The sequence below is a fragment of the Salinarimonas soli genome (assembly GCF_008386575.1).
GTDB classification, from domain to species: Bacteria; Pseudomonadota; Alphaproteobacteria; order Rhizobiales; family Beijerinckiaceae; genus Salinarimonas_A; species Salinarimonas_A soli.
Window position 1 is genome coordinate 33,463 of sequence record NZ_VUOA01000019.1, and the last position, 24,945, is coordinate 58,407.

Annotated in this window: 31 protein-coding genes and 1 pseudogene; 12 read left to right on the forward strand and 20 right to left on the reverse strand. The window is 71.9% G+C overall.

Annotated features, from left to right (window positions below; translation table 11 throughout):
• Positions 1-172: 172 nt before the first annotated feature.
• Positions 173-802 (reverse strand): annotated as a pseudogene (gene modC, locus F0L46_RS09240) (molybdenum ABC transporter ATP-binding protein); the annotation flags it as partial.
• 5 nt (positions 803-807) lie between these two features.
• Positions 808-1,599, reverse strand: a complete 792-nt coding sequence (gene modA, locus F0L46_RS09245) for a molybdate ABC transporter substrate-binding protein (protein WP_149816868.1) — start codon at positions 1,597-1,599, stop codon at positions 808-810.
• Between the two features lie 293 nt (positions 1,600-1,892).
• On the opposite strand from modA, the gene F0L46_RS09250 reads away from it, so the two are divergent.
• The 7 genes from F0L46_RS09250 to rbsK all read left to right on the forward strand — a co-directional run bounded on the left by F0L46_RS09250 (position 1,893) and on the right by rbsK (position 6,874).
• Positions 1,893-2,507, forward strand: a complete 615-nt coding sequence (locus F0L46_RS09250) for a 50S ribosomal protein L25/general stress protein Ctc (protein WP_149816869.1) — start codon at positions 1,893-1,895, stop codon at positions 2,505-2,507.
• Positions 2,508-2,577: 70 nt separating this feature from the next.
• Complete coding sequence (gene pth, locus F0L46_RS09255; RefSeq protein WP_149816870.1) at positions 2,578-3,183, forward strand: aminoacyl-tRNA hydrolase; 606 nt, start codon at positions 2,578-2,580, stop codon at positions 3,181-3,183.
• Positions 3,184-3,235: 52 nt separating this feature from the next.
• Complete coding sequence (locus F0L46_RS09260; RefSeq protein ID WP_149816871.1) at positions 3,236-3,466, forward strand: hypothetical protein; 231 nt, start codon at positions 3,236-3,238, stop codon at positions 3,464-3,466.
• Entirely contained in the window at positions 3,456-3,902 is a 447-nt protein-coding gene (locus F0L46_RS09265) for a PIN domain-containing protein (protein WP_149816872.1), read from the forward strand. Before F0L46_RS09260 ends, F0L46_RS09265 begins: the two co-directional genes overlap by 11 nt.
• Positions 3,903-3,911: 9 nt before the next feature.
• Complete coding sequence (ychF, locus tag F0L46_RS09270; protein ID WP_149816873.1) at positions 3,912-5,009, forward strand: redox-regulated ATPase YchF; 1,098 nt, start codon at positions 3,912-3,914, stop codon at positions 5,007-5,009.
• Positions 5,010-5,196: 187 nt separating this feature from the next.
• The gene (locus tag F0L46_RS09275) at positions 5,197-5,940 is read left to right on the forward strand and encodes an FCD domain-containing protein (protein ID WP_149816874.1); all 744 of its coding nucleotides are present in this window, start codon (positions 5,197-5,199) and stop codon (positions 5,938-5,940) included.
• Positions 5,941-5,956: 16 nt separating this feature from the next.
• Positions 5,957-6,874, forward strand: a complete 918-nt coding sequence (gene rbsK, locus F0L46_RS09280) for a ribokinase (RefSeq protein ID WP_149816876.1) — start codon at positions 5,957-5,959, stop codon at positions 6,872-6,874.
• On the opposite strand, the gene F0L46_RS09285 is transcribed toward rbsK, so the two are convergent.
• Positions 6,871-7,371, reverse strand: coding sequence for a hypothetical protein (locus tag F0L46_RS09285; protein WP_149816877.1), 501 nt, complete (start codon positions 7,369-7,371; stop codon positions 6,871-6,873). The two genes, rbsK and F0L46_RS09285, sit on opposite strands and share 4 nt — an antisense overlap.
• 334 nt (positions 7,372-7,705) lie before the next feature.
• Positions 7,706-8,125, reverse strand: a complete 420-nt coding sequence (locus tag F0L46_RS09290) for a hypothetical protein (protein ID WP_149816879.1) — start codon at positions 8,123-8,125, stop codon at positions 7,706-7,708.
• A gap of 108 nt (positions 8,126-8,233) precedes the next feature.
• Here F0L46_RS09290 and F0L46_RS09295 point away from each other — a divergent pair, with 108 nt between their 5' ends.
• On the forward strand, positions 8,234-9,043 hold the full coding sequence (locus F0L46_RS09295; RefSeq protein WP_149816880.1) for a helix-turn-helix domain-containing protein: 810 nt from the start codon (positions 8,234-8,236) through the stop codon (positions 9,041-9,043).
• A gap of 697 nt (positions 9,044-9,740) precedes the next feature.
• Entirely contained in the window at positions 9,741-10,229 is a 489-nt protein-coding gene (gene msrB / locus F0L46_RS09300) for a peptide-methionine (R)-S-oxide reductase MsrB (RefSeq protein WP_149816881.1), read from the forward strand.
• Positions 10,230-10,504: 275 nt separating this feature from the next.
• On the opposite strand, the gene F0L46_RS09305 is transcribed toward msrB, so the two are convergent.
• The 10 genes from F0L46_RS09305 to F0L46_RS09350 form a co-directional block, all read right to left on the reverse strand.
• Positions 10,505-11,059: a carboxymuconolactone decarboxylase family protein gene (locus F0L46_RS09305; RefSeq protein ID WP_149816883.1), complete on the reverse strand. Its 555-nt coding sequence runs from the start codon at positions 11,057-11,059 to the stop codon at positions 10,505-10,507.
• Complete coding sequence (locus F0L46_RS09310) at positions 11,056-11,268, reverse strand: hypothetical protein (protein ID WP_149816884.1); 213 nt, start codon at positions 11,266-11,268, stop codon at positions 11,056-11,058. Before F0L46_RS09310 ends, F0L46_RS09305 begins: the two co-directional genes overlap by 4 nt.
• Positions 11,265-12,254: a D-2-hydroxyacid dehydrogenase family protein gene (locus F0L46_RS09315; protein ID WP_149816885.1), complete on the reverse strand. Its 990-nt coding sequence runs from the start codon at positions 12,252-12,254 to the stop codon at positions 11,265-11,267. Before F0L46_RS09315 ends, F0L46_RS09310 begins: the two co-directional genes overlap by 4 nt.
• Positions 12,251-13,225 (reverse strand): Bug family tripartite tricarboxylate transporter substrate binding protein, encoded by a 975-nt coding sequence (locus F0L46_RS09320; RefSeq protein WP_149816887.1) that lies wholly within the window; start codon positions 13,223-13,225, stop codon positions 12,251-12,253. Before F0L46_RS09320 ends, F0L46_RS09315 begins: the two co-directional genes overlap by 4 nt.
• Before the next feature lie 128 nt (positions 13,226-13,353).
• Positions 13,354-13,980, reverse strand: a complete 627-nt coding sequence (locus F0L46_RS09325; protein WP_149816888.1) for a glutathione S-transferase family protein — start codon at positions 13,978-13,980, stop codon at positions 13,354-13,356.
• A gap of 68 nt (positions 13,981-14,048) precedes the next feature.
• On the reverse strand, positions 14,049-15,035 hold the full coding sequence (locus tag F0L46_RS09330; protein WP_149816889.1) for an Ldh family oxidoreductase: 987 nt from the start codon (positions 15,033-15,035) through the stop codon (positions 14,049-14,051).
• A 4-nt stretch (positions 15,036-15,039) separates the two neighbouring features.
• Positions 15,040-15,981: an NAD(P)-dependent oxidoreductase gene (locus tag F0L46_RS09335; protein WP_149816890.1), complete on the reverse strand. Its 942-nt coding sequence runs from the start codon at positions 15,979-15,981 to the stop codon at positions 15,040-15,042.
• A gap of 8 nt (positions 15,982-15,989) precedes the next feature.
• Positions 15,990-17,039: a YeiH family protein gene (locus F0L46_RS09340; protein ID WP_149816891.1), complete on the reverse strand. Its 1,050-nt coding sequence runs from the start codon at positions 17,037-17,039 to the stop codon at positions 15,990-15,992.
• Between the two features lie 498 nt (positions 17,040-17,537).
• Positions 17,538-18,716 (reverse strand): UxaA family hydrolase, encoded by a 1,179-nt coding sequence (locus F0L46_RS09345; RefSeq protein WP_149816893.1) that lies wholly within the window; start codon positions 18,714-18,716, stop codon positions 17,538-17,540.
• Positions 18,717-18,723: 7 nt separating this feature from the next.
• Entirely contained in the window at positions 18,724-19,068 is a 345-nt protein-coding gene (locus F0L46_RS09350) for a UxaA family hydrolase (RefSeq protein ID WP_149816894.1), read from the reverse strand.
• A gap of 105 nt (positions 19,069-19,173) precedes the next feature.
• Between F0L46_RS09350 and F0L46_RS09355 the strand changes: the two genes are divergently transcribed.
• A complete protein-coding gene (locus F0L46_RS09355; RefSeq protein ID WP_149816895.1) occupies positions 19,174-19,902 on the forward strand; it encodes a GntR family transcriptional regulator in 729 nt (242 codons plus the stop codon).
• A 102-nt stretch (positions 19,903-20,004) separates the two neighbouring features.
• On the opposite strand, the gene rpsU is transcribed toward F0L46_RS09355, so the two are convergent.
• The 3 genes from rpsU to F0L46_RS09370 form a co-directional block, all read right to left on the reverse strand.
• A complete protein-coding gene (rpsU, locus tag F0L46_RS09360) occupies positions 20,005-20,298 on the reverse strand; it encodes a 30S ribosomal protein S21 (protein WP_149816896.1) in 294 nt (97 codons plus the stop codon).
• 151 nt (positions 20,299-20,449) lie between these two features.
• A complete protein-coding gene (locus F0L46_RS09365; protein WP_149816897.1) occupies positions 20,450-20,773 on the reverse strand; it encodes a YkgJ family cysteine cluster protein in 324 nt (107 codons plus the stop codon).
• A 109-nt stretch (positions 20,774-20,882) separates the two neighbouring features.
• The gene (locus F0L46_RS09370) at positions 20,883-21,092 is read right to left on the reverse strand and encodes a cold-shock protein (protein ID WP_149816898.1); all 210 of its coding nucleotides are present in this window, start codon (positions 21,090-21,092) and stop codon (positions 20,883-20,885) included.
• A 202-nt stretch (positions 21,093-21,294) separates the two neighbouring features.
• Between F0L46_RS09370 and F0L46_RS09375 the strand changes: the two genes are divergently transcribed.
• A complete protein-coding gene (locus F0L46_RS09375) occupies positions 21,295-22,446 on the forward strand; it encodes a CaiB/BaiF CoA transferase family protein (RefSeq protein ID WP_149816899.1) in 1,152 nt (383 codons plus the stop codon).
• 247 nt (positions 22,447-22,693) lie between these two features.
• Here the strand turns inward: F0L46_RS09375 and F0L46_RS09380 are convergent, their stop codons facing one another.
• Complete coding sequence (locus F0L46_RS09380) at positions 22,694-23,233, reverse strand: hypothetical protein (RefSeq protein WP_149816900.1); 540 nt, start codon at positions 23,231-23,233, stop codon at positions 22,694-22,696.
• Between the two features lie 61 nt (positions 23,234-23,294).
• Positions 23,295-23,552, reverse strand: coding sequence for a hypothetical protein (locus F0L46_RS09385; RefSeq protein WP_149816901.1), 258 nt, complete (start codon positions 23,550-23,552; stop codon positions 23,295-23,297).
• Between the two features lie 310 nt (positions 23,553-23,862).
• Here F0L46_RS09385 and F0L46_RS09390 point away from each other — a divergent pair, with 310 nt between their 5' ends.
• The gene (locus F0L46_RS09390) at positions 23,863-24,345 is read left to right on the forward strand and encodes a YciE/YciF ferroxidase family protein (protein WP_149816902.1); all 483 of its coding nucleotides are present in this window, start codon (positions 23,863-23,865) and stop codon (positions 24,343-24,345) included.
• Between the two features lie 330 nt (positions 24,346-24,675).
• Here the strand turns inward: F0L46_RS09390 and F0L46_RS09395 are convergent, their stop codons facing one another.
• Positions 24,676-24,900: a hypothetical protein gene (locus tag F0L46_RS09395; RefSeq protein WP_149816903.1), complete on the reverse strand. Its 225-nt coding sequence runs from the start codon at positions 24,898-24,900 to the stop codon at positions 24,676-24,678.
• Positions 24,901-24,945: the final 45 nt, after the last annotated feature.

Below are 24,945 nucleotides of genomic sequence, written 5' to 3' on the forward strand. Positions count from 1 at the left end.
CCCTCATGCTGAGGAGCCCGCGCCTGCGGGCGTCTCGCAGCACGCACCACAGGCGTGAGCCGGAGGGAGATCCCTGGAGCGCCCTTCGAGGCCCGCCTGCGGCGGGCACCTCAGGACGAGGGTGGAGGGTGGGCCCTCCTTATGGGCCAGCCTCTCAGATCCTAGTCCCGACCACCCGCCCCGCGGCGAGGCGCACCACCTCGTCGGCGAGGCGCCGCACCTCGGCCTCCGCGTGCGAGACATAAATCATGGGGGTGCCCGCCTCGTCGCGCAGGCGCTCCAGATAGGGCAGGATCTCGGCCTTGCGCGCCTCGTCCAGCGAGGCGAGGGGCTCGTCGAGGAGAAGGAGGCGCGGGCGCAGGAGCAGGGCCCGGCCGATGGCCACCCGCTGGCGCTCGCCCCCCGACAGGGTGAGGGGGCGCCGCCGCAGGAGCCCGCCGATGCCGAGCATCTCGACCACGCGCCGCTCCTCGTCCGCGTCGCGCCGCAGGCCGTTCATCCAGCGCCCGAAGGCGAGGTTCGAGCGGACCGAGAGATGCGGCAGCAGGCGGCCCTCCTGGAACACGTAGCCGATCCGGCGGCGATGCACGGGCACGCAGACGCGGCGCTCCGAGTCGAACAGGACGTCGTCGCCGATCGCGATGCGGCCGCGGTCCGGCGTGAGGAGCCCCGCCACCATGTTGACCACCGACGTCTTGCCCGAGCCCGACGGCCCGAACAGGGCCGTGACGCGGCCCCGCGTGGCGAAGGCCACGCTGATCGCGGTCTCGCCGAGGCTCTTGTCGACGTCGACCTGCAGCATCGGCCCTAGTTGCCCGGGCGCGACGGCGTGAGGATCGTGAATCCCTGCGCCTCGAACGCGGCCCGCGCCTGCGGGCCGCCGAGGAAGGCGAGGAAGCGGCGCGCGGCCTCGGGCGCCGTCGCCCCCGCCGTGACCGCGAAGGGATAGACGATCGGCGGATGGCTGCCCGGCGGGAACGCCGCGACGACGCGCACGCCGGGATCGGCCCGCGCGTCGGTCTCGTAGACGATGCCGAGCGGCGCCTCGCCCCGCGACACGAAGGCGAGCGCCGCCCGCACGTTCTCGGCCTGGGCGAGCCGCGGTCCCGCCTCCGCCCACAGGCCCAGATGCTCCAGCGCCGCCTTGGCGTAGCGCCCCGCCGGCACGGCCGTCACCTCGCCCGTGGCGATGCGGCCGGTGCCGAGGGCGGCGCGAAGAGCGTCGGGCGTCAGGGCGAGCTCGTGCAGGGGCGAGGCTGCGGGCGCCACCACGACGAGCCGGTTGCCCAGGAGATCGACGCGGGTGCCGGCCATGACGAGCCGGCGCCCGGCGAGGTAGTCCATCCATTCGATATCGGCGGAGGCGAACACGTCCGCGGGCGCCCCCGCCTCGATCTGGCGCGCGAGCGCGGAAGAAGCCGCGAAGGAGAAGCGGACGGGGGTTCCGGTCGCGTCCGTGAAGGACCGGGCGACGTCCTCCAGGGCCGTCTTCAGGGAGGCGGCGGCGAAGACGGTGACGGGCGGAGCTTGCTGCGCTTGCGCGGGGCTGAGCCCCACGAGGAGGAGGATCAGGGCGAGGCGGCGGGAGAGGAGGGGCATGGCGGAGGGCTCCCGGGCGGGGTGGGGGATCGTCGACGAGGGGTCGTGACCGCCCGGAACCGCCGTTCCGGTCCGCCATGGCGGGCGCACGGCCGCGTCATGGGTCATCGTGGCTGTATAGCGCCGAAGGCCGGCCTTGCCTAGGCCGCCCGCCTTGCCCGCGCGCGCCGATTGGGGTAAGAGCCCCCTCGCGCCCGCCAGACACCCTTGGAGGCACGGGCGACAGACGACCGGAAGGGCCGCCGCGGGCGGCCTTCGGCGTTTCGGACACCAACTGTTTAAGGACCACAGCCATGAGTGACGTGAAGCAGCTCAAGGCCGTGGCGCGCGACCGGGTCGGTAAGGGGGCCGCCCGGGCCGTTCGTCGCCAGGGCCAAGTTCCAGCCGTGATCTACGGCGGCGGTCAGCCGCCCCAGGCGATCGCCCTCGACTTCAACCAGATGAAGCAGCTCATCTATGCCGGCCATTTCCGCACGACGATCTTCGAGATCGACGTCGACGGCGCATCGGTGCGCGCGATCCCCCGCGACTACCAGCTCGACCCGGTGAAGGACTTCCCGATCCATGTCGACTTCATGCGCATCGCCGCGGGCTCGACGGTCACCGTCGAGGTGGCGGTGCATGTGGTGGGCCAGGAGCGGTCCCCCGGCATGAAGCGCGGCGGCGCCCTCAACCTGGTCCGTCACACGGTGGAGCTCACCGTGCCGGCCGACGCGATCCCCGATTACATCGAGGCGGACGTGTCGAGCATGGACATCAACGACTCGCTGCACATCTCGGCCGTGAACCTCCCGGCCGGCGCCAAGCCGACCATCACGGATCGCGACTTCACGATCCTGTCGATCACGGCCGCCGCCGGCATGCGCGACACGGCGGGCGAGACCGCCGAGCCGGCTCCCGCCGCCTGATCGATCCCCGGATCGACGCGAGACCCTGCGCTCCGGCCCCCGGCCGGAGCGTTTTCGTTTGGAGACCCCCATGCGCCTCTTCGCCGGCCTCGGCAATCCGGGCTCACGCTACCAGGGCAACCGGCACAACATCGGCTTCATGGCCGTGGACGCGATCGCGCGCGCCCACAACGCCGCGCCCTGGCGCCGCCGCTTCCAGGGGCAGGCCACGGAGGTCGTGGTCGGCGGCGAGCGCGTTCTCCTGCTCAAGCCCGAGACCTACATGAACGAGTCCGGCCGGGCGGTGGCCGAGGCGCAGCGCTTCTTCAAGATCCCGCTCGCCGACGTCAGCGTGTTTCACGACGAACTCGACCTCGCTCCCGCGAAGCTCCGGGTGAAGGTGGGCGGCGGCAATGCCGGCCATAACGGGCTTCGCTCCATCACGGCCCTGTGCGGCAACGATTATCGCCGGGTCCGGATGGGGATCGGGCACCCGGGCGACAAGGCGCTGGTGCACGCCTACGTGCTCAACGATTTCGGCAAGGCGGAGGCCGATTGGGTCGACGACCTGTGCCGCGCCTGCGCCGACCACGCGGCCTTGCTCGCCGGGGGCGAGGACGCGAGCTTCCAGAACAAGGTGCATCTCGCCATGGAGGGCCGCGGCTGGGGCGAGGTGAAGCGGCTGGGCGAGACGTAGGGTTGGTTGACACGAAAACACGGAAACACTAGCTCCCGGGGAGAGGTGAGCCATGAAGAACGTGACCGTGACCATGGACGAGGCGACCCTGCGCAAGGCCCGCGTCGCGGCGGCGTCGGAGGGCAAGAGCCTGTCGAGGTTCATCGCCGAGACGATCGAGCGGCGCGTCGGCCGTCCATTGAGCCAGCGGGAAGCGCTCGACCGCTTCCTGGCGGGGCCCCTGATGGACCTGACGGACGAGAGCGGACGCGCGCCCTCTCGCGACGAACTCCATGACGGATAGGGTCTTCATCGACACCAACGTCCTGATCTATGCGAGGGACCGCAAGGCGGGGACGAAGCGCGACGTGGCGCGCGACTGGCTGAGGTCCCTCGGCGAGACGGGAGGCCTCGTGGTGAACCGGCAGGTCATCAACGAGCTGACGCGCTGGATCCTGGCTCGCGAGCCGGGGCGAGCCGTCGGCGACGTTCGGGAGGAACTGGACGCGCTCGCCCATTGGGGGCACAAGGCCATCGACGACGAGGAGATCGACGTCGCCTGGGACGTTCGCCTGCAGCTCGGCTACGGCTGGTACGATTGCTTGCTGATCGCGGCGGCGCACCAGGCGGGCTGCCGGTTCTTTCTCACCGAAGACATGTCGGCAGGCGCGCGCTATGCCGGCGTCATTCTCGTCAACCCCTTCACGACGGCGCCTGACGCGCTGCCGAACCTGAGCTGAGCGACCATCATGGGCTTTCAATGCGGCATCGTCGGCCTGCCGAACGTCGGCAAGTCGACCCTCTTCAACGCGCTGACGCAGACGGCGGCGGCCCAGGCCGCGAACTATCCGTTCTGCACCATCGAGCCCAACGTGGGCGACGTGGCGGTGCCCGACGACCGGCTCGACACGCTGGCCGGCATCGCGGGCTCGAAGCAGATCATCCCGACCCGCCTCACCTTCGTCGACATCGCGGGGCTCGTGCGCGGCGCCTCGAAGGGCGAGGGGCTCGGCAACCAGTTCCTCGCCAACATTCGCGAATGCGACGCCGTCGCCCACGTGGTGCGCTGCTTCGAGGACAGCGACATCACCCATGTCGAGGGCAAGATCGATCCCATCGCCGACATCGAGACCATCGAGACCGAGCTGATGCTCGCCGATCTCGACAGCCTCGAGAAGCGGGTCATCGCCCTGGAGAAGCGGGCGCGGGGCGGCGACAAGGAGGCGAAGGAGAGTCTCGACCTCGTCAACCGCTCGCTCGCGCTCCTGCGCGAGGGCCGGCCCGCCCGCCTCGTCGACGTGAAGCCGGAGGAGCGCCGCGCCTTCGACATGCTGGGGCTCCTCACCTCCAAGCCCGTCCTCTACGTCTGCAACGTGGAGGAGGCGTCGGCCGACAAGGGCAACGCCTTCTCCGACCAGGTGATGGCGCGCGCCAAGGCGGAGAACGCGCAGGCCGTGGTGGTCTCGGCCAAGATCGAGAGCGAGATCGCGGTCCTGCCGCCCGGCGAGCAGACGGAGTACCTGGAGGCGGTCGGCCTCGAGGAGCCCGGGCTCAACCGGGTGATCCGCGCCGGCTACAAGCTGCTGGGTCTCGTCACCTACTTCACCGTCGGCCCCAAGGAGGCCCGCGCCTGGACGATCACGGTCGGCACCCGGGCGCCCCAGGCGGCGGGGGTGATCCACACCGATTTCGAGAAGGGCTTCATCCGCGCCGAGACCATCGCCTATCCGGACTACGTGGCCCTCAAGGGCGAGGCCGGCGCCCGCGATGCCGGCCGGCTGCGCCTGGAAGGCAAGGAATACGTCGTCCAGGACGGGGACGTGCTGCACTTCCGGTTCAACACCTGAGGCGAGGCCCCGCAGGGCGGGGCGCCTCGGGGCAAGAGGATGGGGCGGCGTTCCAATCCGGGCCATCCCCGCGGCCCCAAGCCAAGCGATCCGTATACCCCGATGGTCCGACCCTCTTGCATTTTGGTCCGACCAAATGCAGCGTGGAGCGGGGTGCGGCCGTGGGGACCCGCCGGGGAGCGGTGCGATGGAACGGAGCGCGGGGAGCGGCCGGAGGGCCGATGCGGTGACGGACGAGCTCGTCCGCCTCATCAAGACGGGCAGCCTGCCGGAGGGCTCCCATCTGCCGGCCGAGCGCGACCTGATGCAGCGCTTCGGCGTGAGCCGCGCGGCGGTGCGCGAGGCGATCGTGTCGCTTGCCAATCACGGCCTCGTCGAGACCCGGCTGGGGCACCGGCCGGTGGTGCGCAAGCCCGATTACGGCGTCGCCATCGACCGGCTCGGCGACCTCGTGGGCCACCTGGTCGAGGACCGGGTCGGGGTACGCAACCTGTTCGACTCGCGCATCTTCCTGGAGGCGTCGCTCGCCCGCCACGCGGCCCGCCACGCCCGGCGCGAGGACATCGCGGCCCTGCGCCTGGCGCTCGCCGCCAACCGCGCCGCCATCGGCGATTCCGCGCGGTTCGACGAGACCGACGTCGCCTTCCACGCCCTCCTCTACGCCATTCCCGGCAACCCGATCTTCCCCGCCGTCCACAAGGCCTATGTCGACTGGCTCGTGTCGCATTGGCGCTCGATGAAACGGGGCCCCGACATCGACCGGATGAACCATGCCGGCCACCAGGCGATCCTCGACGCCATCGAGATGCGCGATCCCGACGCCGCCGAGGATGCGCTGCGCCGCCATCTCGGGGCCGCCTGGGAGGTGGTGCGCTCCACCTTCCTCCTCGCCGACGAGGCCGTCCCCGCGCCCCTGGAGGGGGTGACCTGACCCCTGGGAGGCGCCCATGACCGGAACCGTCGTCGTCCTCGGCATCTTCGCCGCCGACCTCGCCTTCACGGCTCCCCGCCTGCCCCGCCTCGGCGAGACCCTGGCGGCGCGGGGCTTCGCGCTCGGGCCCGGCGGCAAGGGGTCGAACCAGGCAGTGGCGGCCGCGCGCAGCGGCGCGCGGGTGCGCCTCGTCTCCCGCATCGGCGAGGACGCCTTCGGGGCCATGGCCCGGGACCTGTGGAGCGCCGAGGGGATCGACATCGCCCATGTGCGGGCGGGCGGCGCGCCCACGGGCGCGGCCTTCATCTTCCTGGAGGCCGGCACGGGCCAGAACGCCATCATCGTGGAGAGCGGCGCCGCGGGGCTCCTCTCGGCGGCCGACATCGAGGCGGCGGAGGCGGCCTTCCGGGGCGCCGACATCTTCCTGACCCAGCTGGAGCAGCCCGTCGAGGCGGCGATCCGGGGCCTGGAGATGGCCCGGCGGCACGGGCTGCGCACGATCCTGAACCCCGCGCCCGCCGGGCCCGTGCCGGACGCGGCGTGGTGCCTGTGCGACGTGGTCACGCCCAACGAGAGCGAGGCCGCGGCCCTCACCGGCATCCCCGTCACCGATGCCGCGAGCGCCCGGGCCGCGGGCGAGGCGCTCCTGGCGCGCGGCGTCGGCTGCGCCGTGGTGACCCTCGGGGCCGAGGGCGTGCTGGTCTGCGAGGCGGGAGCCGCGACGATGATCCCCGCCGTCCGGGCGGGCCCGGTGGTCGACACCACGGGGGCGGGGGACGCCTTCGCCGGCGCCTTCGCGGCGGCCCTCGCCGAGGGCCGCCCGACGCTGGAAGCGGCGCGGTTCGGCTGCGCCGTCGCGGGGCTCGCGGTCACGCGGCCCGGCGCCGCTCTCTCCGTGCCGCGCCGCGACGAGGTGGCGGGCTTTCTCGCCTAGGCCGCGTTGCCCAGGCGCCGCGCCGCGAAATCGAGCCGGCGGGCCCGCAGGGCGAGCACGGTCTTCATCGCGAGCGGCAGGGCGAGGACGGGCAGGACGCAGGCCGCCATATAGGCCTCCGTCGCGGGCGGCAGCGTCGCGCCCGCCGCCGCCCAGGCGAGCGTCACGTTGCGGTTGCCGCTCACCAGGCCCACCGTCAGCGCGTCCTTGAGGCCCCAGGACGAGAACAGGAGCGCGCCCGCGAGCCCCGACCCCAGATTGACGAGAACCGCCGTGCCCACGAAGGCCGCGAGCGTCGAGGGCGCCGCCGCCCAGTAGGCGTGAAGCCCGTTCATCATGGCGAGCCCCACGATCACGAGGCCCACGACCGCGATCCCCGCCGCCGCCAGCCCGTCGGGCAGGACCGGCGCGATCCACGCCCGGAAGCGGCGGGCGGGGACGGTGAGGAGCGCCGCAGCCCTGACGATGAGGGCGAGCCGCTCGGCAAGCCGCGCCATGTCCTTGGACAGGCCGGATCCGCCGGATGGCGGAGCCGCGCCGCTTTTCGCGGGGGCGGCCGCGCCCCTTGCGGGACGGGCCCCATGCCCCCATATCAGGTCTACCCCAGCGGATATTGGTGGACTTCGAGGCCCCGGGCGTCACCGGCGGCATCGATGGAGCCGTGGCAAGGACGGATGGACTCCGGCCCGGCTCATGCCCGCGCCCGGCCTGACGCGCCTGGCGCCCGACTGGCGGTCCCGATCGGCCCCCGCCCGTAGCAGGCGAGGTAGGAGGTGCGGATGCACCCCTGCCCGTTCGTCCCGGAGCGGGGGCCCTTTCGTGTCCGGGTCCTCACGCCCCGCGCAGCGCGCCCGACGCCCCGCGGCCTTCCAGGTGCAGCCCATAGGCCTGCGCCGCCGCGAAGCCGCCGACCACCAGGGCCTGCAACCCCACGAAGGCGATGCCGAGCGCGCTTGGCGCCACCCAGCCGCTCGCGAGAAGCGCGAGGCTGTCGAGGGTCCACAGCACGTTGATCGCGACGACGGCGAGCACGAGGCCCCGGGCGGGCACGGCCCGCGTCCCGAGCCACGCCACGAAGGCGGCATAGGGCAGGAGGATGAGGCCGGCGCCTTGCAGAAGCGGCGCGGGCAGCCCCAGCGGACCGGCGAGGAGGCCCGCTCCGGCAAGGGCCAGAAGGCCCGTGGCGCCGCTCGCCGCGGCATCGGCGAGGAGCGCGGCGCGCAGGACGGACAGGGTCTTGAGAGTGATCATCGCGGTTCTCCGGTTGGATCGACGCCGGGATGATGCGAGCCCCCGTGCGGGCCGTCGATTAAGCGGGAGGTAATTGGGCGCGGGTCGGGGATCCGTTAGGCTTGCCCCATGACCCTCGGTACCGGCGCCTCACCCCCCGTCCGCCCTTTCGGCGATCACCTGCGCGCCTGGCGTCAGCGGCGGCGCATGAGCCAGCTCGATCTCGCGCTCGACGCCGAGATCTCGCAAAAGCACCTGAGCTTCGTGGAGAGCGGACGGTCCTCGCCGAGCCGGGCCATGGTGCTCAATCTCGCCGAGCGGCTCGGCGTCCCCTTGCGCGAGCGCAACGTCCTGCTGCTCGCTGCCGGTTACGCGCCGCTCTATCCCGAGCGCCCCCTCGACGATCCCGCGCTCGCGGCGGCGCGGGCGGCGGTGGATCTCGTGCTCAAGGGGCACGAGCCCTATCCGGCGCTTGCCGTCGACCGCCACTGGACGCTCGTCGCCGCCAACGCCGCCGTGCCGCCGCTGCTGGCCGGCGTGCGCGACCCCGCCCTGCTGGCCCCGCCGGTCAACGTCCTGCGCCTGAGCCTGCACCCGGACGGGCTCGCGCCCGCCATCGTGAACCTGCCCGAGTGGCGCCAGCACCTCTTCGAGCGTCTGCGCCACCAAATCGCGATCACGGCCGACGCTCGGCTCGCGCGCCTCTTGGAGGAGATGGAGCGCTATCCCGGTGGCGAGGCGACGGGAGCGGCGGACCATGCCGGGATCGCCGTGCCCCTGCGGCTTGCCACCCCGGGCGGAACGCTCTCTTTCATCTCGACGATCACCGTGTTCGGCACGCCCGTCGACGTCACCCTCTCGGAGCTTGCCGTCGAGGCGTTCTTTCCCGCTGACGAGGCGACGGCCCGGGTCTTGCGCACGGATAGGAGCCCCGGGTGAGATAGCCCCGGCTCACGCGAAGGCACGGGAGCCTACGGCGGCGACCGGAGGAGCCGCGTCGGCCAAGAGCGGAAGAACGGACAGCACGATGTGGATTCTCAGACGATACAAGACATGGTTGGCTGTTGTTGTGATCGTTGCTGCAGCAATAGGACTTGCTGAGCTCGCGGATGCCGTGCGCGCGCCGCAAACGGTCGCAAGCTTACTGCGGATCCCGCACATTCCGACCTCTCTGCGAAACGTGAAATGTTCGTCGGACTGGGTACCGACCGACGTCGTCAGAACGTGCGTTTTCGAGATCGACCCTGCCGAGTTCACATTACTTTTGAAAGGCTGGCCCTTTCAGGAGCGCGCTGCCTCAGGAAGTAGCCACGGGTATGGTGTCGGATCTAAGGTCGGAACTGGCTTCCCTGCGGTTTCACTCTTCGAGTACCAAGGACTCGGTGGTCCTTTCCGGCTTTTCAAGTTTGGGGGTCAGATCACCCTCGTTACCGATGCTAGCCGCTCACGGGGACAGGTCCGTTTTTATGAGGAGTGATGGTGCCGGTGCCGCGACTCGTTCTTGCAAGCTGTCGAGGTCATGAGCCCTGAGGGAGTCGAGCCGGGTGCGGCGGAGCCGCGCAATTCCGTTGCGCTCGTGCATCCAAGCGCCGATCTGAGGTGTATGCCCCCCGACGGACACCATCGCGAGGATGCCATGCTGACGCGCCGCGCCCTGCTTCTGACCGGTACGACCGCGCTTGCGGCGGCCGCAACCGCTCCCGCCCGGGCCGCCGGGTCAGCCAAGACCTTCGAGATCACCCTCTCCGAGGCCGAATGGAAGAAGCGCCTGACCCCGGCGCAGTTCGCGGTCCTGCGCAAGGAGGACACGGAGCGGGCGGGCTCCAGCCCGCTGAACGCCGAGAAGCGCGCCGGCACCTTCCATTGCGCGGGCTGCGACCTCGCGGTCTATCCCTCGAGCACCAAGTTCGAGAGCGGCACGGGCTGGCCGAGCTTCTATGCCCCGATCGAGGGCGCGGTGGCCACCCGCGAGGACCGCAAGCTCGTGTTCCTCACCCGCACCGAGGTGCATTGCCGCCGCTGCGGCGGGCATCTCGGCCACGTCTTCGACGACGGCCCGAAGCCCACGGGGCTGCGCCACTGCCTCAACGGCGTGGCGCTGAGCTTCAAGCCTGCGGCGGCGTGAGGGGCTTGCGGGGGAGGGTGGGTGCTTGATCTCACCCTCGTCCTGAGGTGCCCGCCGCAGGCGGGCCTCGAAGGGCGCTGCAGGGATCTCCGGACGGCGTTGGCCCCGTCCTGCGTGCTTCGAGACGCCCGCTGGCGCGGGCTCCTCAGCATGAGGGGGCGGGAACTCGCTGGAACCGCGTGGTACCCCCTCACCCCTGGCACTTCGTGCATCCCTCTCCCCATGGGAGAGGGGGGCACCTCGGGCTCGATCACGGGAAGCGCCAGCGAGCGCTCTCAAGGGAGCGGCGGCATGCGAAAGCCCCCCGGCGCCTCCGTGCGGGCCACGTTCATCACCATAGCGATGGTGGCGTAGTAGCCCACGGTCCCCACGAGATCGATGATCCCGGCCTCGCCGAACCGCGCCCCGATCGCCGCATAGGTGGCATCCGACCAGCCGCCATGGGCCCACAGCTCCGCCACGGCGTCGAAGACGAGGGTCTCGTCGGGGCTCATGGCGGGCGGGCGGCGGCCCTCGAGCAGCGCCGCGATCGTCTCCTCGGCCACCCCCGCCTCGGCCGCGATGGGGGCGTGGATCGCCCACTCGACGGGCTGGGCATGGCGGCGCGCCACGAGCAGGATCGTGAACTCGGTGAGCCCCAGGCCCAGCGCGCTGCGATAGCGGCAATGCGCCCCCACCTTCTGGAGGTGCAGCATCAGCTCGGGCGAGCGCAGGAGCGGCACGAAGGGGCCGAAGACGGGGGTGCCCCGGTCCCCCGCGAAGGCCTCCGCGGCGCGGGCCTGGTCCGGCGTCATCGCCTCGGGCGGGAGGGGCGGCATGCGGTCGGTCATGGGTCGCGCTCCTCGGCGCAGGGGCGCCAGTGGGTCCAGTCCTGGTGCGGCGCCATGTAGCCGCTGCCGAGCTCCTCCGCCCAGACCTCGGCGGCCGCGAGCCACCACGCGACGCTCTCGCCTATGGCGGGCGAATAGACCTGGAGCCGCGTCCCGTCCCGGGGCGCGGTGTCGATCGGGCGCCAGTCGGGGCCGGGCGGAGTCTTCATCGAGCGTGGCGGCCGAGCGCGTCTGGGTTGACGACGCGGATCGGGCGGCCTGCCAGGAACGCGTCGATATTCTCCACGCTCTCGCGGTAGACCTGCGCGAAGACGGACGCGGTCGCGTAGCCCAGATGCGGGGTCAGCACGACGTTCCCCATGCTCCGCAGCGGGTGGCCGGCGGGAAGCGGCTCGCGGTCGAACACGTCGAGCCCCGCCCTGAGGCGCCCGCGCGCGAGCTCCGCGAGCAGGGCCGCCTCGTCCACGATGGGGCCGCGCGAGGTGTTCACGAGGATGGCGCCGTCGCGCATGGCCGCGAGCTCAGGCCCGCCGACGAGCCCCCGGGTGCGCTCCGACAGGACGAGGTGGATCGAGACCACGTCGCTGGCCGCGAACAATTCCTCCTTCGAGACGAGCCGGGCGCCGCCCGCGCTCGCGGCCTCCGCCGTGAGGTTCTGGCTCCAGGCCACGACCTCCATGCCGAAGGCCCGGCCATAGCCCGCGACCCGCGAGCCGAGTTTGCCCAGCCCCAAAACCCCCAGCCGTTTTCCGGCCAATACCGTGCCGAGCGGCACGCCCCCGTGCCAGCCCCCGGCCCGCATGGCGGCGTCGGCCCCCGGAATCGCGCGGGCGCAGGCGAGGATGAGGGCGAAGGCGAGCTCGGCGGTGGCGGCGGCCGAGTCCATGGCGGTGTTGCACACGAGCACGCCGTGCGCCGTGCAGGCCGCCACGTCGAGGCTCGGCGCCCGCGCGCCGGTCAGCGCCACGAGGCGCAGGGCCGGCAGGCGGGCGATGAGCGAGGCCGGGAAGGGCGTGCGCTCGCGCATGGGCACCAGGACCGCGAACGGCGCCAGCGCCCGGGCGGCGGCATCCTCGTCGGCGAAGGGCTCGCGGAAGACCGTGATCTCGGCCCGGTCCTCCAGGGCGCTCCAGTCGGCGGAGCCGAGCGCCACGTCCTGGGTGTCGTCGAGGACGGCGATGCGCACGCGGCTCATGTGTCGCTCTTGATGGCGTTCTCGCGCACCACCGCGCCCCAAACGGTCATCTGCTCCTTGAAGAAGGCGCGCAGCTCCTCGGGGCCCCCGAGCGCCAGCTCCATGGTCTGCCCTTCGGTGAGGCGCGCCGCGATCTCGGGCTGGCGCAGGACCGCGATGAGCTCGGCCCGGAACCGCTCCTGGATCGGCTTCGGGATCCCCGCCGGGCCGAAGACGCCCCACCAGGCATTGGAGACGAAGCGCTCGAAGCCGCTCTCGGTGACCGTGGGCACCGCCGCGATGGCGGGATGACGCTTCTCCCCCGTCTGCACGATAGGCCGCAGCGTTCCGCCCGCCACCTGGTTGGCGAGCAGCGCCGCGCTGCCGATGATGAGGTCCACGTGCCCGCCGATGGCGTCGTTCACCGCGGGCCCGCCGCCCCGGTAGGGCACGTGGGCAAGGCTCACGCTCGCGCGCTTGGCGAGCAGCACCATGGTGAGATGGCCGAGGCTGCCGGCCCCGATCGTGGCGTAGGTGAGCCCGCCGGGCTTGGCCTTGGCCGCCTCGATCACGTCGGCGAGGGTCCGGTAGGGCCGCGAGGGATGGGTGGCGAGAAGGTTCGGCGCGGTGCCGATGAGGAGGACGGGGTCTAAGTCCTTCTCCGAGTCGAAGGAGAGGCTCGGCAGCAGGGTCGGGTTCACGGCGTGGGTGTCGAACACGAAGAGCCACGTGTTCCCGTCGGGCGCAGCCTTGGCCGCCGCCGCCGCCCCGACGCTGCCCGACGCGCCGCCCCGGTTCTCGACGAGCACCGTGACCCCGAGGCGCTTCTGCAGGTCGGGCTGGACCAAGCGGGCGATGGCGTCGACGGAACCGCCGGCCGGGAAGGGCACCACGATCCTGATGATCCCCTGCGGCCACGTGCCTTGGGCGCGGGCGAGCGCCGGCAGGGTCATCGCGCCGGCCAGGACCGCGCGCCTCGTCAATCGGCTCATGGGCAACCTCCCGTTCGTCTTGCTTGGGCCCGTCGCTGCGGGCCGCGTAACGTGCCCCGACGCGGGAGCGGCAGCAAGGGGCAGCCGATCCCACATGCTCCGTCGTCCCGGCCTTCGGAGGGAACCCCTCAGGCCCGCGGCGGCAGGAGCGCGTCGTCGATGGCGCGGGCGCGCTGGGCGGCGGGGCGCTCGGAGACGCGCGCGTGGTAGCGCTCGAAGGCGGGGCGCTTCTCGATGGAGCCGAAGGCGAGGCCCCAGCCGATATGGGAGCCCACATAGACGTCCGCCGCGGTGAAGCGGTCGCCCGCCACGTAGTCGCCCGCCGACACGGCGGCCTCGAGCGCGTCCATGGCGGCCCCGTAGGAGCCGTAGCCCACCATGCCCCGGCGCTCGCCGGGCACCTCGACGCCGAGCGCCCGGTTCGTCACCGCGGCCTCCAGCGGGCCTGCGGCGAAGAACATCCAGCGGTAATAGGGGCCGCGCAGCCGGTCGCCCGGCGCGGGCGCGAGGCCCGCCTCGGGGAAGGCGTCGGCGAGATAGGCGCAGATCGCCGGCGTCTCGGTGACGACCATATCGCCGTGGCGGATCATGGGCACCTTGCCCATGGGGTTGAGGGCGCGGAAGGCGGGATCCTGCATGGCCGGGCCGAAATCCAGGATCTCGGTCCGGTAGGGGCGACCCACCTCCTCCAGCATCCAGCGCGCGATGCGGCCGCGGGACATGGGATTGGTGTAGAGAACGAGCTCGTCCGACATGGGGGCCTCCTGACGGGGGCGCGGATCATCGGCCCGGGGCGGCGCGATTCGCCACCCGTGCGGGCGCCCTAAAGGGCCTGGATCGCCGCGAGCGCCGCGTCGGAGACGGCGAGGCCCTCGGCCCGGGCCCGGGCGCGGGCGGCGAGGCGCCGCTGGCCCGGGAGGCGGGCGCCCTCCTGCGCCTCGATCGCCTCGGCCAGCACCTCGAAGCGCTCGACGCCGCCGCCGAAGGCGGCCGGGTCGAAGGCGAGGACGAGCTGGCCCGTGCCGGGAGGGGGGCCCTTGGCGTCGAGGAACGAGGACGCGTCGGCCGCGTAGACCGCCCCCGTCAGCCCCGCCGCCAGGAGCTCGACCATGAGGGCGAGCGCCGTGCCCTTGGCCTCGCCCAAGGGCGCCATGGTGCCGGCGAGCGCCGCGTCCGGATCGGTGGTCGGGTTGCCGTCCGCGTCGAAGGCCCAGCCCTCGGGGATCGCCTCGCCGCGCTGCTTGGCGGCCAGGATGTTGCCCCGCGCCACCTTGGACAGGGAGAGATCGACGACGACGGGCGCGCCCGACGCTCGCGGCGCCGCGAAGGCGACGGGGTTGGTGCCGAACAGGGCCTTGCGCCCGCCCCAGGGCGCGATGGCGGCGGGCGTGTTGGCGAAGAGGATCGCGACGAAGCCGGCCTCGGCGAGGCGCTCCACGGGCTGCCCCGCCGCGCCGCAATGGTGCGAGCGCCGGATCGAGGCCGCGGCGAGCCCCTGCGCCCGGGCCATGGCGGGCAGGGCCGCCACCGCCACCTCGAGGGCCGGATAGGCGAAGCCGTGCGCCGCGTCGATGGCGAGCACGCCCGGACGGGCCTGCTCGACCCGCGGCACCGCGTTGCCGTCGACCTTGCCCGCCTTCGCCTGCGCCGCGTAGCTCGGCACCCGGGAGAGGCCGTGGCCCGAGAGGCCGTCGGCCTCCGCGATCACGAGGGCGCGGGCGACGGAGCGGGCATTGCCGTGAGCGGTGCCCGAGCGCGTCAGGGCGTCGGCCACGAGGGTCTCGGCGGCGTCGAGGGTGAGGATCGGCATGGGCTCAGGCTCCCGCGAGATGCCGGCGCACGGCCTGCGCCGTCACGTGCGACACGCGCACGTTCGACTCGATGGTGACCCCCGCGATATGGGGGGTGAGGATGAGGTTCGGGATGCCAGCGAAGAGCGCGCCGTGCGCCGCCGCGAGGGGCTCGCTCTCGAACACGTCGAGGGCCGCGCCCCCGAGGCGTCCCGCCCGCAGCGCCGCCGCGAGCGCCGCCTCGTCCACCACCCCGCCGCGGGCGGCGTTGATGAGGATCGCGTCGGGCTTCATCCGGGCGAGCGCCGCCGCGTCGATGAGGTTGCGCGTCCCATCCGTGAGGGGCACGTGAAGCGAGACCACGTCGGACGCGGCGAGCAGCGCCTCGAGTTCGGGCGCCTCGACATAGCCGTAGGCCTGGCGGCGGGCCGGGTGGTCGGCGGGGACGAAGGGATCGTAGGCCTGGACCGTCATGCCGAGCGCCGCCGCCCGGGTGGCCGTCTCGCGGGCGATGGCGCCGAAGCCGACGAGGCCCAGGCGCTTCCCGTGGGTCTCGCGGCCCATGAGGCGGTTGCGGGGCCACTGGCCGGCCGCGACCTCCGCCGTCGCCGCGTAGGCGCCGCGCAGGAGCGTCATGGCGGTGGCGATCACGTACTCGGCCACCGCCACGTCGTTGGCGCCCGTGGCGGGGAACACCGCGACGCTGCGGGCCCGGCAGGCCTCCACGTCGATGTTGTCGAGGCCGACCCCGAGCCGCCCCACCGCCTGGAGCGAGGGCGCGGCCTCCAGCAGGGGCCCGCGCACCTGCGTCCGGTTGCGCACGACGAGCGCGCGCGCTTCCGCCAGGAGCCCGACGAGCTCGTCGGGGCGGTCGACGAGGGTAGGGTCGTAATGGACGTCGAAGCCCGCCAGCTCCTCGCGGATGGCGGCTTCGTCCATGAATTCGCTGATCACGACATCGGGCATGGGACGCCTCAGGGCAGGACGAGAAGGCCCGTCACGACGAGGGCCAGGAGGACGAGGGTGGTGCCGGCGAACACCGCGATGTGGCGCCAGCCCGTGCCGAGGATGGTGCGTATCGACGTGCCGAGGCCGAGCGCCGCGATGGCGACGAGGAGGCCCCAATTGGAGGCCCCCGACAGGAACGCCTTCACGGGGGCGTAGGCCGGCATCAGGCCCGGCAGGGCCGGCATGAGGCTGTTGACGAGGCACAGGGCGAGGAAGACGAGGGCGAAGACGGGCGGCGGCACCTTGGCCTCGCCCGCGCGCCCCTCTCGCCGCACGAACCACCAGCCGATCGCCACCACGACGGGCAGGAGGAGGAAGACCCGGAACAGCTTCACGATCACGGCGGTGTTGCCCACCGCCTCCGACACCGCGTAGCCCGAGCCCACCACCTGGGCCATGTCGTGGATCGTGGCGCCGAGCAGGATGCCCGTGGTCTGGGGATCGAAGCCGAGCGCCTTGCAGAGCGGGGGATAGAGCACCATCACCAGGGTCGAGACCGCGTTGGCGGCCACCACCGTGAAGGTCACGTCCGCGCCCTTGCGGGGATAGGCGGGCACCACGCTCGAGGTGGCGAGGGTCGCGGAGGCGCCGCAGACGGCGGTCGCGGCGCCCGCGAGCGCCCCGTAGCCGACGTCGAGTCCGAGCGCCTTGGCGAACCAGACGCCGCTCACGAGCGTCGCCGCCATCGAGACCAGGACGAGGAGTGCGGTGGCGGGCCCGAGGTCCCAGATGTCGAGGAGCGCGATGCGCAGGCCGAGCAGCGCGATGGCGATCCGCAGCAGCTTCTTCACGCACCACGTGAGCCCCGGCTCGAACACCGGCCGGCTCGCCGGGCCGTTCAGGGCGATGCCGATGAGGAGCGCGATCACCATGGAGGGGATCGGCGCCACGAGAGCCGCCAGGGGCGTCACGAGGGTCGCCGCGATCGCGACGGCGAGCGCGAGCGCGATCCCCGGCAGGAGCCGGCGGAGATGGTCGGCGAGGGGGCTCGCCGCCGCGGAGGAGGGGTGCGCCATGACAGCCCTTGAAACGCGTGGTCCCCCGCGCGGCTCGCGGGGGAGGGAGCCCTCCGGGGAGGGCGGTGGGGTGGCAGGCTCACGCTGTCATCCCCGGCTGGAGCCGCGTAGCGGCGGAAGGGAAGGGGATCCAGCACATCTTGATGTCGCGAAGCGACGCTTTATGCCCGACCAGGGCCCTTTGCGGGCCTGAGGAGCTGCTTCGCAGCAGCATTATTGCGCTGGATCCCCTTCCCTTCCGCTGGCTTCGCCAGCTCCAGCCGGGGATGACGGGGTGAGCTTGCCTCTCGGTGCTCCCTCCCCCCTTGCGGGGGAGGGTTGGGGTGGGGGTGACGGCAGTGATCCAACCGGAGATGTCGTCAGCCGATTGGTTGAGCCTCGTTTTGCTCCACCGCAGCCGTCACCCCAACCCCCAACCCCTCCCCGCAAGGGGGAGGGGAGCGCGTCGGCGCCTTGCCCGTGGGCCATCACCCTCCCCGCGAGGGGAGGGCGCGGCGGTCAGGCGCTGCGGTACAGCTTCGTCATCACGAACTCGCGGTGGCCTAAGGACTCCGCGGCCGTGAGGCGGCCGTTGGCGGTGCGGACCACCATGTCGATGAGCGCGTCGCCGGCCTGCGGGATGGTCATCTCCCGGCGCAGCACGCCGGAGACGTCCACGTCCACGTGCTCGGACATGGTGCGCACCGTGCGCGGGTTGCCCGTGATCTTCACCACGGGGACGATCGGGTTGCCGATGACGTTGCCCTGGCCCGTGGGGAAGGTGTGGACCACGTAGCCGCCCGCCGCCATGAGGGTCACGCATTCGGCCGCGGCCGAGGACGTGTCCATGTAGTAGAGGCCGGGGCCCTTGGCGGGGGCCTCCGCCGGCTGGAGCGCGTCGATGTAGCGGCACTCGCGGCCGATCTTCTCCAGATTGCCCAGCGCCTTCTCCTCGATCGTGGTGAGGCCGCCGGCGATGTTGCCCTTGGTGGGCTGGCTGTCGGAGAGGTCGGAGGTCTTGAACTGCTCGATCACGTCGTCCTGGTAGGACTTCCACATCCGGTACCACTTCTCGCCGATCTCAGGCGAGGCGGCCCGCGCCTTGGCGAGGTGCTCGGCGCCCGTGATCTCGGAGGTCTCGCCGAAGCAGCCGTAGATCCCGTGCGGGATGAGCTTGTCGTACATGTTGCCCACCGTGGGGCAGGACGACAGGCCCGTCGTGGTGTCGGACTCGCCGCACTTCGTGGAGACCCAGAGGTCCGAGATCGGGCATTCCTCCCGCTGGAGCTCGGAGGCCCACTGGAGGTAGTCCTTGGCGACGCGGGAGGCCTTGGCGATCGTCATGATGTCGCCCGTGCCCTCGATGCCGAAGCCCGTGACGGGCTTGCCCGTCTTGGCGATGCCCTCGACGACCCGGTTCGTCCACTGGTCCTCGATGCCGATCACCACGACCGCCGCGACGTTCGGGTTCGAGCCCGTGCCGATGAGGGTGCGGAAATGCAGGTCGAGGTCCTCGCCGAACTGGAGGCGGCCATAGGCGTGGGGCAGGGCCATCGTGCCCTTGATGTTGTTCGCCACCGCCTCGCAGGCGGCGTTGGAGAGATCGTCGAGGGGCAGGATGACGACGTGGTTGCGCACGCCGACGCGGCCGTTCTCGCGCCGCCAGCCCTGGAAGGTCAGTTCACCGTAATTGGACATGCTTGCCTCACCAGCGCTTGGTCTTGACGTTGTGAACGTGGACGTGCTCGCCCTTGCCGATGTCGGCGACGGCCTTGCCGATGTCCTGGCCGTACTTCCAGATCGTGTCGCCGGACTTGATGTCCGCGAGGGCCACCTTGTGGCCGATCGGGATGTCGTGCTTCGCGGTCAGGCGGAAGTCGGAATCGTCGTGGGTGACCACGCAGAGCATGTCGGTGCCGGCCTTGAGGCCCTCCACCACGACCACGCCCACCGTGTCCTTCGCCTCGTGAACCAGGAGGTGCGGGTTCTTGCCCGCCGTCCCGTGAGTGCCTTCTCCGGCCTTGGTCCCGGCCAGCTCGCTCGTCGCCATCGCGACCTCCCCGACTGTGTCGATGCGGGTCTTGTATAAGACCTGTTGTGGGTGGTCAACAAGTCTTCTATAAGACCGCCGAGGGTTGCGGCGGAGGCGTCCGGCATGGCGGGGGATGGGGAGACGGCGCCGCGCGTCAGGCCGCTCTATCGCGGGGTGCGCGAGACGCTGGTGCGCCGCATCGCGGAGGGGGTGTGGCAGCCGGGCCAGGCGCTGCCGAGCGAGTTCGAGATCGCGGCCGATCTCGGGGTCAGCCAGGGCACCGTGCGAAAAGCCCTCGACGAGCTCACGGCGGAGCGCCTCGTGGTGCGGCGCCAGGGCCGGGGCACCTACGTGGCCCGTCACGACGACGAACGCATCCTGTTCCAGTTCTTCAAGCTGATCCCCGATTCGGGCGAGCGGCGCTTTCCCGAGAGCCGGGTGCTCGCCGTCGCGCGCCGCGCCGCCGACGAGGCCGCGGCCGGGCGGCTCGGCGTGGCGGCGGGCGCGGGGCTCGTCGAGATCGAGCGCGTGCGTTGCGTGGGCGGGACGGCGGCGATCGTCGAGCGGATCACCGTCGCCGACGCGCTCTACCCAGGTCTTGCCGAGCGGGCGCTGCCCAACAATCTCTACGAGCTCTACGCGGCCGAGTTCGGCGTCACCATCGCGGCGGCCACGGAGCGCCTGAAGGCGGTGGCGGCAGGCCCCCGTGAGGCCGAGCATCTGGGGCTCGCCCCCGGCACCCCGCTCCTCGCCGTCGACCGCACCGCCACCGCCATCGACGGGCGCATCGCGGAATGGCGGGTGTCGCTGTGCCGGACGGACGGGCTGCACTATCTGTGCGAGCTGCCCTGAGGGGGAGGAGCGCAGCGGCTCAACCGCACCCCCCAAACGCAAAACGCCGGGCGGGGCCCGGCGTCGCGTGGGTGATTCGGGCCCCTTGGGACCTGGGATCGATCAGACGGTCGCGGGACGCGGGGCCGGGCCGGGGCCGCCGGGACGCGGAGCGCCGGGACGGGCGGGCTTCACGGCACGCTTGGGCATGGGGAGCAACCCCTCGCGCTGGGCCTGCTTGCGGGCCGCCTTGCGGGCGCGGCGCACGGCCTCGGCCTTCTCGCGGGTCTTGCGCTCGGACGGCTTCTCGAACGCCTTGCGCTGCTTCATCTCGCGGAAGATGCCCTCGCGCTGCATCTTCTTCTTGAGGACGCGGAGAGCCTGATCGACGTTGTTGTCACGAACGAGAACTTGCAAGTGATGTCCAATCCTTGTGTTGCGCGATACCCCGGACGCGGCGCGGCCGTAGGATCGCAGGTTTGTCCGGCGCAATGGGCCGATGCTCGCGGAGGCCCCCTAGCACGATTTTTTAGCGTTCGCCTCCCTTTTCTCGCAAGGGCGGCGATCGTCACATGGCCGCATCCACGAAGATCGACACGTCGAGCCCGTGGAGGCGGCGGGCGATGAGGCATTCCTCGTCGCCGGGCTGGCACTCGCGGCACACGTCGGGGCGCACCGCGTAGATGCCGCAGGCGGTCGATTCGCCGACGACGCCCTGGAGGGCGCAGCACCGGTCGCCGACGCAGCGCATGCCAGAACCCCCGTCGGCGACGAGGGCATCCGGGATGCGGGCGAGGGCTTCATCGTCCTCGAGAGAGAAACGCGGCCAGGCGGCCGAGGTTGCACAGCACGCGCCGCAGCTCTGGCACAGGTCGTCGGGAAGGGCGCTCATGGGGCACGCGATAGCACGGCTGAGGGGGGCGCTCCACGCCCATGAAAAAGGCGGCCCGTGGGGCCGCCCAGAGAGAGGGACCGCATGGGCCCCCGGAGCCGAGACGGCCTCAGGCCAGCTCGATCGTGCCCACCGCGGGCTTGCCCGAGCGGCGGTCCACCTCGGTGTCGAAGCGAACCTTCTGGCCCTCGGCGAGGCCCCGCAGGCCGGCCCGCTCCAGCGCGGTGGCATGGACGAACACGTCCTTGCCGCCGTCGTCGGGCTGGATGAATCCGTAGCCCTTGGTTTCGTTGTAGAACTTCACGGTACCCGACTGCATGGCATCCTCCCTGGTCGACATCGAGCAATGGCAGGGATGAAACGGTGCAGGCGCACGCTCAGAAACCCCGATCGTCGATACGTGGATCGTTCAAAACGCGCCGGACGCGCGGTGGATCCCGTGGAGCGTGCGAAAAACCTGCATTCCCGCATCGGCGCCGGGCCCCTATGGTCGGGGCAGGCAACGAGAAGAGGGCGAGCCCGTGTCCCTGTCCGGCATCCGCGTCGTCGACCTGACCCGCGTCCTCTCCGGCCCGTTCTGCACCGCCCTTCTGGCCGACATGGGGGCGGACGTGATCAAGGTGGAGGCGCCGGGCGAGGGGGACCAGGTCCGGGGCCAGGGCTACCTCAAGGACGGCTATTCCTGGTACTTCGCCAACTTCAACCGCAACAAGCGCTCCATCGCTCTCGATCTCTACAGCCCAGAGGGGCGCGCCGTGCTGGAGCGCCTCATCGCGACGGCGGACGTGGTGGTGGACAATTTCCGCCCCGGCGTGATGGACAAGATGGGCTTCTCCCGCGAGCGCCTGGAGGCGATCCGCCCCGGCATCGTGGCGGCGAGCGTCAACGGCTTCGGCGCCACGGGACCCTATGCCGACCGGCCCGCCTTCGACTTCATCGCCCAGGCCATGAGCGGCTTCATGAGCCTCAACGGCCGGGCCGGGGACCCGCCCCTGCGGGCCGGGCCGCCGGTGAGCGACATGGTGGCAGGGCTCTACGGGGCGCTCGGAATCGTCGCCGCCCTGGTGGGGCGGGAGCGCACGGGGCGGGGCGAGGCCCTCGACGTGAGCCTGCTCGGCGGCCTCGTGAGCTTCCTCGGCTTCCACGCCACGAACTATTTCGCGAGCGGCGCCGCGCCCCCGCGCACGGGCAACGACCACCCCATCGCCGCACCCTACGGCCTGTTCGCCACCGCCGACGGCGAGGTGGCGATCGCGCCCTCCAGCGACGTGTTCTACGAGCGGCTGATGCGGGCGCTCGGGCTCGACGAGGCCCTGGCCGACCCGCGTTTCGCCACGAACGACCTGCGCGTCGCCAACCGGGCGGCGATCAACGGGGTGATCGAGGGCGCGACGCGGGCGCGGCCGAGCGCCCACTGGATCGAGGTGCTCAACCGCGCGGGCGTGCCCTGCGGGCCTGTGCTCGGGGTCGAGGAGGTGTTCGAGGACCCGCAGGTCCGCCACCAGGGGCTGGCCGTCACCTACGACCAGCCCGGCGGCGGCGAGGTGACGGTGCTGCGCCTGCCGGTGGATTTCAGCCGCGGGCCCTTCCGCATCCGCCGCCCGGCCCCGGGGCTCGGCGAGCACACCGACGAGATCCTGGCCGAGCTCGGCCTGTCGCCCGCGCGGGAGTGAGGGCCCGGCAACGTCGAAGGGCCGGCTCCCCGGGGGAAACCGGCCCTCGTCGGGCGCTTCTCATGGCGTGACCTGTGTCGGACTCGGCTTAACGGAGACCGAGGAAGGACAGGATCGCGAGGATGACGACGATCGCTCCGATGAGCCAGATGATGTTGTTCATGTGAGCGTTCTCCTGGGGACTCGACCTGGGGGCAACGCGGCCAAGCTTGACCTGTTCCCTGGCTCCGGCCGAGCTCCGCTCCCGCTACTCGCGGGCGCGGTGGCGCCTCGCGGGGGCGTCGACGCGCCCGAGGGCCAGGATGTCGCTTTCGTCGTCGGCGATGAGGCGCGCGTCCGGCGGGTCGAGCTCGACGCCCGCGGCGGCGAGGCGCTGCGCCACCTCGCCCGCGAGCGAGAGGATCGTGTGGTTGCCCGCGACGCCTAGACCCCGCAGGGCCTCGGCGGCGAGATCCGTGTCGCCGTGCATGCAGGCGGCCACGAGGCCGAGCAGGCGGTACTCGTGCGGGGTGGCGCGGCGGCTGCCGACGGGATGCATGGCCCAGGTGGTGCTGCGCTCCGTGCGGAGCGCGAAGCCCAGGAGGAGCGCGTCGGAGACGAGGCCGCGCGCCGCGCAGGGGTCGATGATGGCCGCGAGCCGATCCTCCAGGCGGTCGAGGGCCGAGAGGTCGTAATGCTCCTCGAAGTCGCCGAGCGCGCGGAACATGTCGATCACCAGCACCACGTCGGGGCTGAGAAGGAAGCTGACCGCCGCGCTGGGCGCGATCGGGGCGCTGGACTGGTACATGGTCACCTCGATGTTGGTGCCTCGTCCTGCGCGCCGATGGGTGCCGCAGTCTGAGGGCGCGTCAGTGATGGGGCGACGAGCTCGCCGTGATGGCTCGGCCCGACGCCGGGATGAGCAGGCCCCGGCAGGCGAGATCGCGGGCGATCACGTCGTCCTGCGGCGCCGTGAGCGACACGCCGCTCACCATGCGGGCCGTGCCCGTCTCGCCGCGCTGCGCGGTGGCCGACAGGCTGCGCAGCTCCAGGGGAAGATCCTGCGAGCAGCAGGGATGGTCGACGTCGTTGACCGGAACCACGTTGGGCCTCCTCGCCTCGTGCATGGGGCTCTCCGACCCCGGGCTTGTTAGGGGTCAACGCGAGGTCCGGACCCCGGTTCCTGCCCCTCGGTGGCGCAGGGAGGGGCAGCGAAAGCGGCGGTTCAAAAAATTTTCGAGCCCTGCGGAACCGGCCCTCGCCGGCGGCGTTATCGAGGCAACCGGCTCAATCTGCCCCCACGGGCCGGCACCTCATCGGCGCAGTCGGATCATCCGACTGCGCCGTTTTTCTTTCCAGGTCGGGTGCCCGGAACCGCCCCGCGGACGCATGGTTGAATCGCCGGCGCAAGCCGTCGATCCCCGTCCGGAGAACCCCATGAAAAGCTTGCAGGACCTGTTCGTCCACATGCTCAAGGACGTCTACCACGCCGAGAAGCAGGCGATCCGCGCCTACCCCAAGATGGTGAAGTCCGTGAAGACCCCCGAGCTCAAGCAGGCGCTCGAGGAGCATCGCGACGAGACCCTGGGGCAGGTCGAGCGGCTGGAGCAGATCTTCGAGATGCTCGACCGGCGCGCCCGCGGCGAGCCCTGCGAGGCGATGCAGAGCCTCATCGAGGAGGGCCGCGAGGTGCTGGAGGAGGCCGAGGACGACAACGTCCGGGAGGCCGGCATCATCGCCGCCGCCCAGGCCATCGAGCATTACGAGATCGCCCGCTACGGCACCCTGCGCGCCTGGGCCGAGGAACTCGGCATGGGCGACGCGGCGAAGCTGCTGCAGCAGACCCTCGACGAGGAGAAGAAGACCGACGAGCGCCTCAACAAGCTCGCCGTCGACCGCGTGAACCGCAAGGCCGCCTGAGCCGACGCCGGAGGCGCCGCCCCGCGGCGCCTCCGGACGGGCGGTTGTCAGGGACGGGCAAAGGGGCTTCGGGAGCGTGGGGCTGAACGATAGGCCCCCTCTCCGACCCCCTCATGCTGAGGAGCCCGCCGAAGGCGGGCGTCTCGAAGCACGCAGCACCTTCGTGAGCCGGAGGGAGATCCCTGGAATGCCCTTCGAGGCCCTGCTTCGCAGGGCACCTCAGGACGAGGGTGGAGGGTGGGCCGTACTTATGGGCCAGCCCCTCGGAACTGGACTGGATGCCCTGGCATGAAGCGGCCGGCACGGACCGGCCGCCGACGCGGCTCCCCCTCAGAGCCGCTCGCGCGCGGCGTGGCGGCGGGCCCGCACGCGGACCGGCACGGGCTGGGGCGTCGGAGCCAGCACGGTGAGGGCGCCCGCGAGGGCCGCGGCGGAGGCGAGGATCGCCACCATGGCCTGGGCCAGGATCGAGCCCGACGCGGCACCGAGGGTGCCGGCGGCGAGGGCGGCGAGGAGCAGGACGAGCGAGGCGCGTAGGGCCGCGGAACGAGACATCGGATGACCTCCTGGAACGTGAGACCTCAACGTCCGACGGGGTGA

Excerpts from the sequence above, each read along its gene's own strand:
- modA (WP_149816868.1), bottom strand. The coding sequence starts at position 1,599 with ATGCCCCTCCTCTCCCGCCGCCTCGCCCTGATCCTCCTCCTCGTGGGG.
- F0L46_RS09250 (WP_149816869.1), top strand. The coding sequence starts at position 1,893 with ATGAGTGACGTGAAGCAGCTCAAGGCCGTGGCGCGCGACCGGGTCGGT.
- pth (WP_149816870.1), top strand. The coding sequence starts at position 2,578 with ATGCGCCTCTTCGCCGGCCTCGGCAATCCGGGCTCACGCTACCAGGGC.
- F0L46_RS09260 (WP_149816871.1), top strand. The coding sequence starts at position 3,236 with ATGAAGAACGTGACCGTGACCATGGACGAGGCGACCCTGCGCAAGGCC.
- F0L46_RS09265 (WP_149816872.1), top strand. The coding sequence starts at position 3,456 with ATGACGGATAGGGTCTTCATCGACACCAACGTCCTGATCTATGCGAGG.
- ychF (WP_149816873.1), top strand. The coding sequence starts at position 3,912 with ATGGGCTTTCAATGCGGCATCGTCGGCCTGCCGAACGTCGGCAAGTCG.
- F0L46_RS09275 (WP_149816874.1), top strand. The coding sequence starts at position 5,197 with ATGGAACGGAGCGCGGGGAGCGGCCGGAGGGCCGATGCGGTGACGGAC.
- rbsK (WP_149816876.1), top strand. The coding sequence starts at position 5,957 with ATGACCGGAACCGTCGTCGTCCTCGGCATCTTCGCCGCCGACCTCGCC.
- F0L46_RS09285 (WP_149816877.1), bottom strand. The coding sequence starts at position 7,371 with ATGGCGCGGCTTGCCGAGCGGCTCGCCCTCATCGTCAGGGCTGCGGCG.
- F0L46_RS09290 (WP_149816879.1), bottom strand. The coding sequence starts at position 8,125 with ATGATCACTCTCAAGACCCTGTCCGTCCTGCGCGCCGCGCTCCTCGCC.
- F0L46_RS09295 (WP_149816880.1), top strand. The coding sequence starts at position 8,234 with ATGACCCTCGGTACCGGCGCCTCACCCCCCGTCCGCCCTTTCGGCGAT.
- msrB (WP_149816881.1), top strand. The coding sequence starts at position 9,741 with ATGCTGACGCGCCGCGCCCTGCTTCTGACCGGTACGACCGCGCTTGCG.
- F0L46_RS09305 (WP_149816883.1), bottom strand. The coding sequence starts at position 11,059 with ATGACCGACCGCATGCCGCCCCTCCCGCCCGAGGCGATGACGCCGGAC.
- F0L46_RS09310 (WP_149816884.1), bottom strand. The coding sequence starts at position 11,268 with ATGAAGACTCCGCCCGGCCCCGACTGGCGCCCGATCGACACCGCGCCC.
- F0L46_RS09315 (WP_149816885.1), bottom strand. The coding sequence starts at position 12,254 with ATGAGCCGCGTGCGCATCGCCGTCCTCGACGACACCCAGGACGTGGCG.
- F0L46_RS09320 (WP_149816887.1), bottom strand. The coding sequence starts at position 13,225 with ATGAGCCGATTGACGAGGCGCGCGGTCCTGGCCGGCGCGATGACCCTG.
- F0L46_RS09325 (WP_149816888.1), bottom strand. The coding sequence starts at position 13,980 with ATGTCGGACGAGCTCGTTCTCTACACCAATCCCATGTCCCGCGGCCGC.
- F0L46_RS09330 (WP_149816889.1), bottom strand. The coding sequence starts at position 15,035 with ATGCCGATCCTCACCCTCGACGCCGCCGAGACCCTCGTGGCCGACGCC.
- F0L46_RS09335 (WP_149816890.1), bottom strand. The coding sequence starts at position 15,981 with ATGCCCGATGTCGTGATCAGCGAATTCATGGACGAAGCCGCCATCCGC.
- F0L46_RS09340 (WP_149816891.1), bottom strand. The coding sequence starts at position 17,039 with ATGGCGCACCCCTCCTCCGCGGCGGCGAGCCCCCTCGCCGACCATCTC.
- F0L46_RS09345 (WP_149816893.1), bottom strand. The coding sequence starts at position 18,716 with ATGTCCAATTACGGTGAACTGACCTTCCAGGGCTGGCGGCGCGAGAAC.
- F0L46_RS09350 (WP_149816894.1), bottom strand. The coding sequence starts at position 19,068 with ATGGCGACGAGCGAGCTGGCCGGGACCAAGGCCGGAGAAGGCACTCAC.
- F0L46_RS09355 (WP_149816895.1), top strand. The coding sequence starts at position 19,174 with ATGGCGGGGGATGGGGAGACGGCGCCGCGCGTCAGGCCGCTCTATCGC.
- F0L46_RS09365 (WP_149816897.1), bottom strand. The coding sequence starts at position 20,773 with ATGAGCGCCCTTCCCGACGACCTGTGCCAGAGCTGCGGCGCGTGCTGT.
- F0L46_RS09370 (WP_149816898.1), bottom strand. The coding sequence starts at position 21,092 with ATGCAGTCGGGTACCGTGAAGTTCTACAACGAAACCAAGGGCTACGGA.
- F0L46_RS09380 (WP_149816900.1), bottom strand. The coding sequence starts at position 23,233 with ATGTACCAGTCCAGCGCCCCGATCGCGCCCAGCGCGGCGGTCAGCTTC.
- F0L46_RS09385 (WP_149816901.1), bottom strand. The coding sequence starts at position 23,552 with ATGCACGAGGCGAGGAGGCCCAACGTGGTTCCGGTCAACGACGTCGAC.
- F0L46_RS09390 (WP_149816902.1), top strand. The coding sequence starts at position 23,863 with ATGAAAAGCTTGCAGGACCTGTTCGTCCACATGCTCAAGGACGTCTAC.
- F0L46_RS09395 (WP_149816903.1), bottom strand. The coding sequence starts at position 24,900 with ATGTCTCGTTCCGCGGCCCTACGCGCCTCGCTCGTCCTGCTCCTCGCC.